Raw genomic sequence first — 13,303 nt, forward strand, 5'->3', positions numbered from 1 at the left:
GCCCTCGGCCTGTTCCGGGACCGTAGCGACATCTGTGAGGAGGAACGGTGTACTTCACCGACCGGGGGATCGAGGAGCTCGCCGAGCGCCGCGGGACCGAGGAGGTCACGCTGGACTGGGTGGCCGAGCGGCTGCGCGAGTTCATCGACCTGAACCCGGAGTTCGAGACGCCGATCGAGCGGCTGGCCACCTGGCTGGCCCGGCTCGAGGACGACGCGGAGGACTGACCGGTCCTTGACTCGGGCCAGACGCGACATATCGTGAATATCGCAGGCGCACTTCCCGGAAGGCGGTGGCCATGTCGCGCTGGACGATCGAGGAGTCCGCGACGCTGGAACTGGACGGCGTGGTGGCGCTGAAGGCCACCCTGGTCGGCGGCTCGGTCAACGTGCTGGCCACCGCGGACCGGCCGACGGTCGTGGTGGAGGACGTCGCCGGGCCGCCGCTGCAGATCGACCACGAGGCCGGGATGCTCACCATCGGCCACGAGCGGATGCTGGAGGGCGTGCTGGGCTGGCTGCGCAACCAGCAGGCCCGCGCCGCCGTCACGGTGACCGTCCCGCCGGACTGCCCGGTGCAGCTCAACCTGATCTCCGCGGACGCGGTGGTGACCGGGCTGTCGGCCCGCACCTCCGTGCGCAGCGCCACCGGCGACGTCGTCCTGGACGGCGTCGGCGGGCACGTCGACGCGGGCACCGTCTCCGGGCGGATCGAGGCGCAGGGGCTGGACGGCGCGGTGTCGTTCACCTCGGTGGCCGGGGACCTGACGCTGGCCGGCGGATCGATCCGCAGGCTCGGCGCCCGCACCGTCAGCGGCCGGATCGCCGCCGACGTGGCGCTGGTGGCGGACCGTACGCTGACGGTGAGCACGGTGTCCGGGGAGGTGGCGCTGCGGCTGCCGGAGTCCACCTCCGCCGAGGTGCACCTCAGCTCGGCGGCCGGCCGGATCGACACCTCGTTCCCGGGGCTGCGGCGCCACGACCGGGCGGTGGCCCGCAACGTCACCGGCACGCTGGGAACCGGGGACGGCCATCTGACCGTCAACACCGTGTCCGGCAGCGTCACCCTGCTCAGCAGGCCCGACCCCGATGAGGACCAGGACCTGACCGACGCCCCCGTGGAGGATGCGTGAGCCCCGTGTTCGGCCATGGCCGCCTTCGGCTGTACCTGCTCAAGCTGCTGGAGGAGAGCCCCCGGCACGGCTACGAGGTGATCCGGCTGCTGCAGGACCGCTTCCTGGGCGTCTACTCGCCCTCCCCCGGCACCATCTACCCGCGGCTGGCCCGGCTGGAGGCCGACGGGCTGGTCACCCACGAGGTGGTCAAGGGCAAGAAGGTCTACTCCCTCACCGACAAGGGCCGGGCCGAGCTGGAGCGCCGGATGGACGAGCTGGCCGACCTGGAGGAGGAGATCTCCGCCTCGGCCCAGCAGTTCGCCCGCCAGGTGCAGGAGGACGTCCGCGACACCGTCCGTTCGCTGCGCGAGGAGCTGACCCAGGCGGCCCGGGAGATGCGCCGCCGGGACCGCGCCACCTCCAAGGAGGCGTGGCGGGAGACCAAGGAGCGGCAGAGGGAGGAGTGGCGGCGGCAGAGGGAGTACTGGCGCGAGCAGCGCGACGCCTGGGCGCGGGAGTGGCGGCAGAACTGGGAGGACGCCTGGCGCACCGCCACCGGCACCGCCGACGACATCGCCCGCGTCAAGCTGGAACGCGCCCTGCGCAAGTTCGTCGAGGACGTCCGCGCGAACGCCGGGGCCACCGGGCTGACCGAGGAGGGCCTGGCGGCGATCCAGTCCGTGCTGGACGAGACCGCCGCCCGGATCCGCACCGAGATCCTCGACCGCCGCGAGGACTGAACCCGCCCGGTCCGGGGTCCTCCACGGAACGGGTCAGACGGTCAGCACGATCTTGCCGAACAGGTCGCCGGCCGCCATCGCGGCCAGCCCCTGGCGCGCCTCGGACAGCGGCAGCACCCGGTCGATCGGCGGGCGGGTGCCGGTGACCGCCAGGAAGCGCGCCAGCCGCACGAGCTGGTCACGGGTGCCCATGGTGGAGCCGACCACCGACAGCTGGGTGAAGAACACCCGGTTCAGCTCCGCGCCCGGCTGCTGCCCGGTGGTGGCGCCGCAGGTCACGATGCGCCCGCCGGGGCGCAGCGACTTCACCGAGTGCGCCCAGGTGGCCTGCCCGACCGTCTCCATCACCCCGTCGACCCGTTCGGGCAGCCGGGCCCCGCTCTCGAACACCGCGTCGGCGCCCAGTTCCAGCGCCCGCTTGCGCTTGGCCTCGCTGCGGCTGGTCGCCCAGACCCGGTAGCCGGCCGCCGCCCCCAGCGCGATCAGCGCGGTCGCCACCCCGCCCCCGGCGCCCTGCACCAGGATCGTCGAGCCGGGCTGCAGCCCCGACTTGTCGAACAGCATCCGGTACGCCGTCAGCCACGCGGTCGGCAGGCAGGCCGCCTCCTCGAACGACAGCTCCTTCGGCTTGGGCACCAGGTTGCGCCGCGGCACCGCGACCTTCTCGGCGAACGTCCCCGGGTGCCGTTCCGACAGCAGCGACCGCTTGGGGTCCAGGGTCTCGTCGCCCCCGCCCCGGTCCGGATCGCCGATCACCGCGTGCACGATGACCTCGTTGCCGTCCTCGTCCACCCCGGCCGCGTCGCATCCGAGGATCATCGGCAGCTGCTCGGTGCGCAGCCCCACCCCCCGCAGCGACCACAGGTCGTGGTGGTTGAGCGAGGCCGCCTTCACCGTGACGGTCGTCCACCCCTCCGGCACCTCGGGCTCGGGCCGCTCGCCCAGCTCCAGCCCGTTCAGGGGGTCGTCGGCATCGAATCGCACAGCGCTCACAGCGAACATGCGCCCACCTTAGACGCCGGCGGCCCGCACCCCCGGCTCGGGGTGCGGGCCGTCGCGGGCCACGCTCCTTACAGGACCTTGGACAGGAAGTCCTGGGTGCGCGGGTGCTGCGGGTTGGTGAGCACCTCGCGCGGCGCCCCCGACTCCACGACCACGCCGCCGTCCATGAAGACCAGCGAGTCGCCGACCTCGCGGGCGAAGCCCATCTCGTGGGTGACCACCACCATGGTCATGCCGTCCTCGGCGAGCTGCTTCATCACGTCCAGCACGTCCCCCACCAGCTCGGGGTCCAGCGCCGAGGTGGGCTCGTCGAACAGCATCAGCTTGGGCTGCATGGCCAGCGCCCGGGCGATCGCCACCCGCTGCTGCTGCCCGCCGGACAGCTGGGCGGGATAGCTGGCGATCTTGTCCCCCAGGCCGACCCGTTCCAGCAGCGCCACGGCGCGCTGGCGGACCTCGGCCTTGGGCTCCTTCTTGACCCGCACCGGCGCCTCCATGACGTTCTCCAGCGCCGTCATGTGCGGGAACAGGTTGAACCGCTGGAACACCATGCCGATGTCGCGGCGCTGCTCGGCCACCTCGCGGTCGCGCAGCTCGTGGAGCTTGCCGCCCTTCTCCCGGTAGCCGACCAGGTGGCCGTCCACCCACAGCCGCCCGGCGTCGATCTTCTCCAGGTGGTTGATGCAGCGCAGGAACGTGGACTTGCCCGAGCCGGACGGCCCGATCACGCACATGACCTCGCCCGGCTGCACCTCCAGGTCGATGCCCTTGAGCACCTCGACGTGGCCGAAGCTCTTGTGCACCTGCTCGGCCCTGACCATCGGGCGCCGGGCCGTCTCGTCCGTCTTCACCGGCGTCCTCCCCCGCGCAGCGCCCGCAGCCGTCCCCGTCCCCGGTTCCCGCCGCCGTTGGTCCCGACGCCCCGGCTGAAGTGCCGTTCCAGGTAGTACTGGCCGATCATCAGCAGCGAGGACAGGAACAGGTACCACAGGCACGCCATGATCAGCATCGGGATGATCTGGTAGGTGTTGGCGTAGATGGTCTGCGCCGTCCAGGTCAGCTCCGCGTACGGCACCGCCGCCACCAGCGAGGTGTTCTTCAGCATCGAGATGGTCTCGTTGCCGGTCGGCGGCACGATCACCCGCATCGCCTGCGGCAGCACGATGCGGCGCATGGTCTGCATCCGCGACATGCCCAGCGCGCTGGCGGCCTCCTGCTGGCCCGGGTCCACCGACAGGATGCCGGCCCGGACGATCTCGGCCATGTAGGCGGCCTCGTTGAGCAGCAGGCCCAGCGCGGCGGCCAGCGCCACGTTGATCAGCTTCTGGGTCTGCCAGGTCTGGAACTCCGGGCCGAACGGGATGCCGATGCCCACCGTGGGGATCAGCGCGCCGATGGCGCCCCAGATCAGCAGCTGGGTGTACAGCGGGGTGCCGCGGAAGAACCACAGGTACAGGAAGGCCGCCCCCCGCATCAGGGGGTTGGGCGACATCCGCATCAGCGCCAGCACGACGCCGAGCGCGACGCCGCCCACCATCGCCACGACGGTCAGCCAGATGGTGTTACGGACCGCCCGCAGGACCGCGTCGGAGAAGATGTACTTCCACTGCTCGCTCCAGTTGAACGCCGGGTTGTAGAGCAGGAAGTGGACGAACATCGCCGCCAGGACGAGCACCACGGCGGCGCCGGCCCAGCGTCCGGGATGCCGGACCGGGACGGCCCGGATCGCCTCGGGCCGTCCCTTCTGCACGTCTTGGTCAACGGTCATCGGGTCAGCTCTGCGCCCCGTTGATCACCGGCTCCGTGATCGCTCCGGACTCCACGCCGGCCTTGGTCAGGATCTGCTTGTAGGTGCCGTCGGCGATCAGCGCCTTGAGGGCCGCCTGCAGGGCGTCCTTGAACTTGCCGGAGTTCTTGCTGACGGCGTAGCCGTACGGGGCGGTGTCGTACACCTGGCCGATGATCTCCAGCTTGCCGGTCTGCTTCACCACGCCGCCCACGATCGGCGAGTCGGCGGCCATGGCGTCGATCTTCCCGGCCACCAGGTCGTTGTTGACCTCGGTCTGCTGCTTGCGGACCACCTGCTTGATGGCGGGTTTGCCGGCGTCGGTGCACGCCTTGCTCTTGGCGGTCAGGTCCTCGACCTGCACGGTGCCCTGCTGCACGCCGATGCTCAGACCGCAGGCGTTGTTGGGGTCGACCTTCTTGGGGTTGCCCTTGGGAACGGCCCAGGCGGTGCCGGCGGAGTAGTAGGTGACGAAGTCGACGACCTGCTCGCGTTCCTTGTTGTCGGTCAGCGAGGACACGCCGACCTCGTACTTGCCGGACTGCACGCCCGGGACGATGGTGTCGAATCCGGCGTTCTCGAACTCGGCCTTCAGCCCCAGCTTGGCGGCCACCGCGGTGAACAGCTCGACGTCCCAGCCGACGATCTTCTGGGTGGCCGGGTCCACCGTCTCGTTGGGCGGGTACGACGCGTCCGTGCCCACCTTGATCACACCGTCGCTCTTGATCGCGTCGGGGACCATCGCCGCCAGCGAGGCGTCGGCGGAGGTCTGGGAGGTCGCCCCGGTGTCCTCGGAGTCGTCCCCGCAGGCCGACAGGGCGAGGGCGCCCGACAACATGACAGCGGCCGCCGCGACGGCGCGGCGGCGCAGAGAACCGGTGATCACAGGTCCCCCTTCGACTCGTTCGTAGCACCTTCGCCGATCGGAAGGTTTGCAGGACATCTTCACTCAGAGCGGACACTGTCTGGATTAAGGCCACGACACGATCGCACAACAGGTCACCCGGGTGGGTCGCTGTGCACGGGCCGGTCAGGACCGTTCCAAGTACTCCGCAGGGTACGCCAGGAACGGGATGAAGGGCTAAAAACCGGGCACCCTCCGTGACCTCCCGGAGGCACCGCGGGACGTGGCGGAGGCCACCCCTCCCGGCCGCCGGCCGCTTCCGGGGGGTGTGGCACAATCAGACAACGGGTGACCCCCGTACGTCGAGAGATGACCACCCAGGAGACGGCCACCTAGACCGCCCGGCAGCGGTGGCATCTGCCCGAAGCCGTTCATCAAGACAGGGGTCGCTGTGGCTACCGAGCCTGAATCCACCACCGACTATTCCGACGATCCGGCGTTCACTCTGCACCGCGGGGGCAAGCTGGAGGTCCGTTCCACCGTCCCGGTGCGCGACAAGGACGATCTCTCCCTCGCCTACACGCCCGGCGTGGCGCGCGTCTGCACCGCCATCGCCGACAATCCGGAACTGGCCCACGACTACACCTGGACGTCCAAGGTGGTCGCCGTCGTCACCGACGGGACCGCGGTGCTCGGCCTGGGCGACATCGGCCCGGCCGCGTCCATGCCGGTCATGGAGGGCAAGGCGCTGCTGTTCAAGCAGTTCGCCGACGTGGACTCCGTGCCGATCGCGCTGAACACCACCGACACCGAAGAGATCATCGAGACCGTGATCCGGCTCGCACCCAGCTTCGGCGGCATCAACCTGGAGGACATCAGCGCGCCGCGGTGCTTCGAGATCGAGGACCGGCTGCGCGAGGCGCTGGACATCCCGGTGTTCCACGACGACCAGCACGGCACCGCCATCGTGGCGCTGGCCGCGCTGCAGGGCGCCGCCCGGCTGATCGGCAAGCCGCTGTCCGCGCTGCGCGCGGTCGTGGCCGGGGCCGGCGCGTCCGGCGTCGCGGTCACCCGGATCCTGCTGAACGCCGGGATCGGCGACATCGCGGTGTCCGACAGCAAGGGCATGATCTACCAGGGCCGTGACGGGCTGAACCCGGTCAAGGCCGCGCTCGCCCGGGACACCAACAAGCTGGGTCTGAAGGGCTCCACCGAGGAGGCGCTGAACGGGGCCGACGTGTTCATCGGCCTGTCCGGCAGCACCGTCCGCGAGGAGTGCATCGCCACCATGGCCGACGACGCGATCGTGTTCGCGCTGTCCAACCCCACGCCCGAGGTGCATCCGGACGTGGCGCGGCGGCACGCCAGGGTGGTCGCCACCGGGCGCAGCGACTTCCCCAACCAGATCAACAACGTGCTGGCCTTCCCCGGCATCTTCCGGGGCGCGCTGGACGTGCGGGCGCACACGATCACCGAGGGCATGAAGCTGGCCGCCGCACAGGCGCTGGCCGACGTGGTGGGCGACGACCTGAGCCCGGACTACGTGATCCCCAGCCCGTTCGACGAGCGGGTGGCCCCGGCGGTCATCGCCGCGGTCGCCGAGCAGGCGCGCCGCGAGGGCGTCAACCGGATCTGACCCGGCTCCGGCACGGCCCGCGACCGGGCCGTGCCGGGAACGCGGCGCACGGCGGTTCCGGGCGGGCGGATCCCCGTCCTGAGGTGCACATATTTGATATGCCCCGGTCAACGGCAGGTCCGGGGCGTGTCATACTCGAGGCAGATACGGACCGTCACGCCGCCCGTCGGCCGTAGGGAGCGCCGGTGGACCTCGCCTCTTACGCGGAGCTGGCGATCGAGCTGGTCAACTCCTCCGACCCGGCCGAGGACTCGCTGCGCGACCTGGACTCCCTGCAGCGGCTGCTGCGGATCCGGCCGCATCTGGGCGGCCGGGTGACCCGCCGCGACCTGGACGCGATGCGCGAGCTGCGGGACTCGCTGCGCGCGGTGTTCACCGCCGCCGCCCGCGGCGACCACGCCGACGCCGTGGACCGGCTGAACACGCTGCTCATCCAGCATCCGGTGCAGCCCCAGCTGTCCGGCCACGACGGCCAGTGCTGGCACCTGCACCTGACCGAGAGCGGCTCGGTGCCCGACCGGTACGCGGCCGGCGCGGCGATGGGGCTGGCGGTGCTGATCAGCGACCGGGGCGTCGACCGGCTGGGCGTCTGCGCGGCCGAGGGCTGCGGGAACGTCTTCTTCGACACCACCGTGGACCGCTCCCGCCGGCACTGCTCGCCGCAGTGCGCGGGCCGTTCCAACGGGATCCCCTAGCGGTCCGGGTCCCGGTCTCGTCCCGGCGAGAACGCCGCCGGCGACAGCGCGATCCGCGAGGGCGGCCAGTACCGGGCCACCACCCGGCCCAGCACCAGCGCGTCCGGCACCGCGCCGAAGTCCCAGCTGTCCTGCCGGCCCGGGGCGCGCTGGTTGTCGCTCTCCAGCCACCAGCCGTCCGCGTCGCGGCGCACCGCCCGCTTGACGATCAGCGGCCCGCCGTCGCGGGGATGCCGGGCGACCACCACGTCACCGGCCCGCACCGCCCGGCCGCCGCGCCGCACCAGCAGGAAGTCCCCCGGCCGCAGCACCGGCAGCATCGACTCCCCGGTCACCGCCACGGCCCGCCACACGGAATACCTCGCCCCTCTCCGGATAGGAACGCACGACGGGGAGCCCCGTACCGCCGCGGGTCACCGCCCTGCGCGCGCACGGCGCGCGGCACCAGAGTAATGTCGGTGGCCTGAGCATGATCCGCTAGAGGAAGGGACGAACAGGTGCTGGCAAAGCTACTGCGTCCGAAGACCACGGTCTCCGCGCACTGCGACCTGCCGTGCGGCGTCTACGACCCGGCGCAGGCGCGCATCGAGGCCGAGTCGGTCAAGGCCATCATCGAGAAGTACCACGCCAACGAGGACCCCACGTTCCGCACTCGGGCGGTCCTCATCAAGGAGCAGCGCGCCCAGCTGGTCAAGGAGCACCTGTGGGTGCTGTGGACCGACTACTTCAAGCCGCCGCACTTCGAGAAGTACCCGCAGCTGCACCAGCTGTTCAACGAGGCCACCAAGCTCGCCGGCGCCGCCGGGGCCAAGGGCACCATGGACCCGAAGGTCGCCGACGACCTGCTGGCCAAGATCGCCGAGATCGACAAGATCTTCTGGGAGACCAAGCAGAGCTGAGCGTGCCCATGGTCGCGCCTCCGGCGCGACGGCGAACGGGCCTGTGAACGCGCGGCCGTTCGGTCGTCGCGGGGCAAGATCGCGAGGAACGAGCGATCTTGCCCCGCTCCTCCCTCACGACCACGCGGGCCCGTTCGCGGTGGTCTTCAGAACGTTGGTGCGGGGGTCCTGAGGATGAGAACGGGCCGGTAGCCTCTGCCCGTGATTCGACCCGCTGTCATCGACGACGTGCCCACGATCCTGGAGCTGATCCGCGAGCTGGCGGACTACGAGAAGTCCCTGCACGAGGTGCGGGCCACCGAGGAGGACCTGCGGCGGGCCCTGTTCGGACCCGAGCCGAAGGCGTTCGCCCACGTGGCCGAGCAGGACGGCAGGGTGGTCGGGTTCGCGCTGTGGTTCCTGACGTTCTCGACCTGGACGGGCACCCACGGGATCTACCTGGAGGACCTGTACGTCCGGCCCGAGGCGCGCGGCGGCGGGCACGGCCGGGCGCTGCTGACCGAGCTGGCGCGGATCGCCGTCGACCGCGGCTACCAGCGGGTCGAGTGGTCCGTGCTGGACTGGAACGAGCCCGCCATCGGCTTCTACAAGGCGCTGGGCGCCACGCCGCAGGACGAGTGGACGGTCTACCGGCTCACCGGCGAGGCGCTGGCCGAGCTGGGCCGTCGCTGAGGGCCGCCGCCGGGGCGGCGACTCCCCACGGAAACCGCCGTTCCGGGCCTCGAGTGAACGATCGACTACACTGGGTCCGCATGCTTCCGGGACGGATCCGACCTGTGCCCGCACCCGCCGGTCCCGTCCATCGGGTCGCGGACGGCCCGGCGCAGGGCCGATGTGATGTATCCCGCTGCCCGCGGAGGTTCGGAATGCGAAACGGCGTGTCAAGACCCGGGCAGGGCGGAAACCGGTGCGCGCCGGAGCATCACCGCACCCGTGACAGGCGGTAGTTTCGAAGGAGGCGCGCCCCAGCCGAGGGAGAAATGTGACCGAGGAAACCACTGCCATGCCAGCCGAGATGCCGGCCGACGTCCACCCGGCCGTCCGGGACGTGGTCACGGTGAAGCTGCCCGCCGACAGCGCCTACCTGTCGGTGCTGCGCACGGCCACCGCCGGGCTCGCGGCCCGGCTCGACTTCACGCTGGACGAGATCGAGGACCTGCGGATCGCGGTGGACGAGGCCTGCGCGATGCTGCTCCCGCAGGCCGTCCCCGGCACCGATCTGGAGTGCCAGTTCGAGCTGACCGGGGAGGCGATGCGGATCGCGGTGTCGGTGCTGACCGTGGACGGGTTGGTGCCCAGCCGTGAGACGTTCGCCTGGACGGTGCTGTCCGCGCTGGCCGGCGACGTGGACTCCACGGTGGGCGCCGACGACCGGGTGATCGTGATGCTGCAGAAGCGTCGCGGGGCGACGGGGGCGAAGTGACCAGGGCGATGCGGCGGACGAGGCGACCGGCAGGACCGCCGCCGGGCGAGGTGGCGCCATGACCGAGAAGACGACGCTGCCGGAGAGCGGCGCACCCGGCCAGGCCGACGAGCGGCCGGACGCCGGCGTACCGGACCGCGCCCGCGCCCGGGCGCTGTTCGAGCGGCTGCACGAGCTGCCCGAGGGCGACCCGGAGCGCCAGCGGGTCCGCGACCAGCTGGTGGAGCTGCACCTGCCGCTGGTGGAGTACCTGGCCCGCCGGTTCCGCAACCGGGGCGAGTGGCTGGACGACCTGATCCAGGTGGCGACCATCGGGCTGATCAAGTCGATCGACCGGTTCGACCTGGACCGCGGGGTGGAGTTCTCCACCTACGCCACGCCCACCATCGTGGGCGAGATCAAGCGGCACTTCCGCGACAAGGGCTGGGCGGTGCGGGTGCCCCGCCGGCTGCAGGAGCTGAAGCTGTCGCTGACCAAGGCGATCAGCGACCTGGCGCAGCGCGAGGGCCGCGCCCCCACGGTCAGCGAGCTGGCCGAGCACCTGCAGATGAGCGAGGAGGAGGTGCTGGAGGGCCTGGAGTCCGCCAACGCCTACTCCACCGTCTCGCTGGACGCCCCCGACTCCGGGGACGAGGACGCGCCCGCCGTGGCCGACTCGCTCGGCATGGTGGACGACTCCCTGGAGGGCGTGGAGTACCGCGAGTCGCTCAAGCCGCTGCTGGAGAAGCTGCCCGCCCGCGAGAAGCGGATCCTGCTGCTGCGGTTCTTCGGCAACATGACGCAGTCGCAGATCGCCGCGGAGCTGGGCATCTCCCAGATGCACGTGTCGCGGCTGCTGGCCCGTACGCTGGCGCAGCTGCGCGAGGGCCTGACCGCCGACGAGTGACCGACGGGTGACGACGGCGCGGACGCGTCGCCCCAGAACCTAGGACCGGGACCCGGGGCCGCCCTTGCCGGTGGCGCCGGTCCCGGTCTGCGCGTCCGGGCCCTCGTCCTCGTCGTCATCGCCCGCTTCGGCCGCCAGCAGGAAGCGGGTGGTGGGACCGCTGAGGGCCAGCACCAGCGTCAGCACGGCCACGATCATCAGCGGAACGCCGTAGGCGTACTGGTCGCTCTGCAGCAGCGACCACGCCACCGGCAGCACGAACAGCTGGGTCAGCACCGTGGGCGCCCGGCTCCAGCGTTCGGCGGTCAGCAGCCCGCGGGCGACCGCCAGCATGCAGAAGCCGCCGAGCAGGGCCATCCCGGTCACCGCCCAGGCGGTCACCGGGTCCAGCGGCTCGCCCACCACGGTCTCCCAGGCCACGAACGCGCCGAAGCCGAGCGCGGCGACGCCCTCGGCGGCCTCCAGCGCGGCGGCGGCGGTCACGGTCAGGGGGCGACGTTCGGACACAAGCGGTAACCCTACCGCCGTCCGGCCGCGGGGTTCTCCCCGGTCGCCGTGTCGGGACGCCGCTCCCGCGGCGGATAGCCTTGCGCCGTGCGCGCCATGCTCATCGCCAACCCCAAGGCGACGTCGACCTCCCGGCGGGTCCGCGACCTGCTCTTCCGCGCCTTCTCCGGCGATCTGGACCTGGAGTTCGCCGAGACCGCCCACCGCGGGCACGCGGTGGAGCTGGCCCGCGAGGCGGCCGCGGGCAAGTACGACGTGGTGCTCGCCCTCGGCGGCGACGGCACCGTGAACGAGACCGTCAACGGGCTGCTGGCGGCCGGGCCGTCCGCCGACGTACCGGCGCTGGCGGTGCTGCCGATCGGCAGCACCAACGTGTTCGCGCGGGCGCTGGGCCTGCCCGCCGAGCCGATCGGGGCCACCCGGCTGGTGCTGGACGCGCTGCGGGCGGGCCGGCACCGCTGGATCGGGCTGGGCATGGCCGACGACCGCTACTTCACGTTCTGCGCGGGCCTGGGGCTCGACGCGGAGGTGATCCGGGTGGTGGAGCGGCGGCGCGACACCGGGCGCCGTCCCGACCCCACCCTTTACGTCCGGGTGGCGCTGCGGGAGTTCTTCACCCGCACCGACCGGGTGCACCCGGCGCTCACCCTGGAACGGCCCGGGCATCCGCCGGTGACGGGCCTGTTCCTTTCCTTCGTGGCCAATACCGCGCCGTGGACTTATCTCGGCCGCCATCCGGTGGATCCCTTTCCGCGTGCGCACTTCTCGAGGGGACTGGACGTGTTCGCCATGCGCTCCATGGCGGTCCGTCCGGTGCTCGCCGCCCTGGCCGGGATGCTGCTGCCCGGCGACCGGCCGGTGCGCGGCCGGGACGTGGTGAACGTGCACGATGCGAGCCGGCTCACGCTGCGCGCCGACCGGCCGATCGCGTTCCATCTGGACGGCGACTACCTCGGGGAACGCACCGAGGTCCAGTTCCGTTCCGTGCCCAGGGCGATACGCATCGTCATCTGACGGCTTCCCTCGAACGGCCGTTAACAGGAAAGTCACACCCCCGACCCGCGGATGTGACACATACGACAGCCCATACTTTGAGAAACGTTTCTCAAAGGTCTTGCGCGGTCTGCGGCCCCCTGACACGCTCAAAGTGCGCACCCGACATCAGGCCAGCTCAGGCGGCCCCATCGATGAGCCGGCGCGCTGTACACACCTCCCCGGGACCACGAATGCGGACCCGGGCCGTCGCGACATGTGAATCAGTTCACAAGTGGAGTCGCCTCCACACTTACGAAGGAGTGGACCGCATGGACTGGCGCCACCTCGCCGCCTGCCGTGACGTGGACCCCGAGCTGTTCTTCCCGATCGGGAACACCGGGCCGGCCCTGCTGCAGATCGAAGAGGCCAAGCAGGTATGTCGCCGCTGTGAGGTCACCGAGGCCTGCCTGCGCTGGGCGCTGGAATCGGGCCAGGACGCCGGCGTGTGGGGCGGCATGAGCGAGGACGAGCGCCGCGCCCTCAAGCGGCGCCGGGCGCGGGTTCTCGGTCGCGCCTCCGGCGCGGCGGCCCGCACGTCCTGATCGCCCGCGTGCTTGTGGCCGCGCCTCCGGCGCGGCGGCTCGCGGGCCTTTCGACGCGCGGTCTTCCTTCGTCGCCGTTCAAGATCGCTCGTTTCTCGCGATCTTGAACGGCTGCTCAGTCCGGACCGCGCGGGCCCGCTCGCGGCGGTCTCGAGTCCCTTTCCTGTGCAAGGCCCTCCGGGTGACATGACACC

Annotated in this window: 17 protein-coding genes; 11 read left to right on the top strand and 6 right to left on the bottom strand. The window is 71.4% G+C overall.

Annotated features, from left to right (window positions below; genetic code table 11):
• The first annotated feature begins 47 nt into the window (after nt 1-47).
• The 3 genes from HNR21_RS31595 to HNR21_RS31605 all read left to right on the top strand — a co-directional run bounded on the left by HNR21_RS31595 (nt 48) and on the right by HNR21_RS31605 (nt 1,854).
• Nucleotides 48-227: a DUF6104 family protein gene (locus HNR21_RS31595; protein ID WP_119729068.1), complete on the top strand. Its 180-nt coding sequence runs from the start codon at nt 48-50 to the stop codon at nt 225-227.
• Between the two features lie 71 nt (nt 228-298).
• Nucleotides 299-1,132 (top strand): DUF4097 family beta strand repeat-containing protein, encoded by an 834-nt coding sequence (locus HNR21_RS31600; RefSeq protein WP_182708022.1) that lies wholly within the window; start codon nt 299-301, stop codon nt 1,130-1,132.
• Nucleotides 1,129-1,854 carry a PadR family transcriptional regulator gene (locus tag HNR21_RS31605; protein ID WP_182708023.1) on the top strand — a complete coding sequence of 242 codons (726 nt, stop codon included), beginning with the start codon at nt 1,129-1,131 and terminating at the stop codon, nt 1,852-1,854. The genes HNR21_RS31600 and HNR21_RS31605 overlap by 4 nt, the downstream gene beginning before the upstream one ends.
• A gap of 33 nt (nt 1,855-1,887) precedes the next feature.
• On the opposite strand, the gene HNR21_RS31610 is transcribed toward HNR21_RS31605, so the two are convergent.
• The 4 genes from HNR21_RS31610 to HNR21_RS31625 form a co-directional block, all read right to left on the bottom strand.
• Nucleotides 1,888-2,856 carry a zinc-binding dehydrogenase gene (locus tag HNR21_RS31610; RefSeq protein WP_182708024.1) on the bottom strand — a complete coding sequence of 323 codons (969 nt, stop codon included), beginning with the start codon at nt 2,854-2,856 and terminating at the stop codon, nt 1,888-1,890.
• 68 nt (nt 2,857-2,924) lie between these two features.
• Complete coding sequence (locus tag HNR21_RS31615) at nt 2,925-3,677, bottom strand: amino acid ABC transporter ATP-binding protein (protein ID WP_182708939.1); 753 nt, start codon at nt 3,675-3,677, stop codon at nt 2,925-2,927.
• A 26-nt stretch (nt 3,678-3,703) separates the two neighbouring features.
• A complete protein-coding gene (locus tag HNR21_RS31620) occupies nt 3,704-4,624 on the bottom strand; it encodes an amino acid ABC transporter permease (RefSeq protein ID WP_119729065.1) in 921 nt (306 codons plus the stop codon).
• A 4-nt stretch (nt 4,625-4,628) separates the two neighbouring features.
• Complete coding sequence (locus HNR21_RS31625) at nt 4,629-5,528, bottom strand: ABC transporter substrate-binding protein (RefSeq protein WP_119729064.1); 900 nt, start codon at nt 5,526-5,528, stop codon at nt 4,629-4,631.
• Nucleotides 5,529-5,937: 409 nt separating this feature from the next.
• Here HNR21_RS31625 and HNR21_RS31630 point away from each other — a divergent pair, with 409 nt between their 5' ends.
• Together HNR21_RS31630 and HNR21_RS31635 are read left to right on the top strand one after the other, a co-directional pair.
• The gene (locus tag HNR21_RS31630) at nt 5,938-7,122 is read left to right on the top strand and encodes an NAD(P)-dependent malic enzyme (protein ID WP_182708025.1); all 1,185 of its coding nucleotides are present in this window, start codon (nt 5,938-5,940) and stop codon (nt 7,120-7,122) included.
• 185 nt (nt 7,123-7,307) lie between these two features.
• On the top strand, nt 7,308-7,817 hold the full coding sequence (locus tag HNR21_RS31635; RefSeq protein WP_119729062.1) for a CGNR zinc finger domain-containing protein: 510 nt from the start codon (nt 7,308-7,310) through the stop codon (nt 7,815-7,817).
• Here HNR21_RS31635 and sodX read toward each other — a convergent pair.
• Complete coding sequence (gene sodX, locus HNR21_RS31640) at nt 7,814-8,170, bottom strand: nickel-type superoxide dismutase maturation protease (RefSeq protein WP_182708026.1); 357 nt, start codon at nt 8,168-8,170, stop codon at nt 7,814-7,816. The two genes, HNR21_RS31635 and sodX, sit on opposite strands and share 4 nt — an antisense overlap.
• Nucleotides 8,171-8,314: 144 nt before the next feature.
• Between sodX and sodN the strand changes: the two genes are divergently transcribed.
• From sodN to HNR21_RS31660, 4 genes are all read left to right on the top strand, one after another.
• Nucleotides 8,315-8,716, top strand: coding sequence for a superoxide dismutase, Ni (gene sodN / locus HNR21_RS31645; RefSeq protein WP_119729060.1), 402 nt, complete (start codon nt 8,315-8,317; stop codon nt 8,714-8,716).
• A gap of 201 nt (nt 8,717-8,917) precedes the next feature.
• The gene (locus HNR21_RS31650) at nt 8,918-9,388 is read left to right on the top strand and encodes a GNAT family N-acetyltransferase (RefSeq protein WP_119729059.1); all 471 of its coding nucleotides are present in this window, start codon (nt 8,918-8,920) and stop codon (nt 9,386-9,388) included.
• 310 nt (nt 9,389-9,698) lie between these two features.
• On the top strand, nt 9,699-10,139 hold the full coding sequence (locus HNR21_RS31655; protein ID WP_376766611.1) for an ATP-binding protein: 441 nt from the start codon (nt 9,699-9,701) through the stop codon (nt 10,137-10,139).
• Nucleotides 10,140-10,197: 58 nt separating this feature from the next.
• Nucleotides 10,198-11,025 carry an RNA polymerase sigma factor SigF gene (locus tag HNR21_RS31660; RefSeq protein WP_182708028.1) on the top strand — a complete coding sequence of 276 codons (828 nt, stop codon included), beginning with the start codon at nt 10,198-10,200 and terminating at the stop codon, nt 11,023-11,025.
• Between the two features lie 39 nt (nt 11,026-11,064).
• On the opposite strand, the gene HNR21_RS31665 is transcribed toward HNR21_RS31660, so the two are convergent.
• Nucleotides 11,065-11,532 (bottom strand): hypothetical protein, encoded by a 468-nt coding sequence (locus HNR21_RS31665; protein WP_182708029.1) that lies wholly within the window; start codon nt 11,530-11,532, stop codon nt 11,065-11,067.
• 96 nt (nt 11,533-11,628) lie between these two features.
• On the opposite strand from HNR21_RS31665, the gene HNR21_RS31670 reads away from it, so the two are divergent.
• Together HNR21_RS31670 and HNR21_RS31675 are read left to right on the top strand one after the other, a co-directional pair.
• The gene (locus HNR21_RS31670) at nt 11,629-12,546 is read left to right on the top strand and encodes a diacylglycerol/lipid kinase family protein (RefSeq protein WP_220501223.1); all 918 of its coding nucleotides are present in this window, start codon (nt 11,629-11,631) and stop codon (nt 12,544-12,546) included.
• A gap of 290 nt (nt 12,547-12,836) precedes the next feature.
• Nucleotides 12,837-13,109, top strand: coding sequence for a WhiB family transcriptional regulator (locus HNR21_RS31675; RefSeq protein ID WP_119729056.1), 273 nt, complete (start codon nt 12,837-12,839; stop codon nt 13,107-13,109).
• Nucleotides 13,110-13,303 lie beyond the last annotated feature (194 nt).

The sequence above is a fragment of the Thermomonospora cellulosilytica genome (assembly GCF_014138835.1).
GTDB lineage: Bacteria > Actinomycetota > Actinomycetes > Streptosporangiales > Streptosporangiaceae > Thermomonospora > Thermomonospora amylolytica.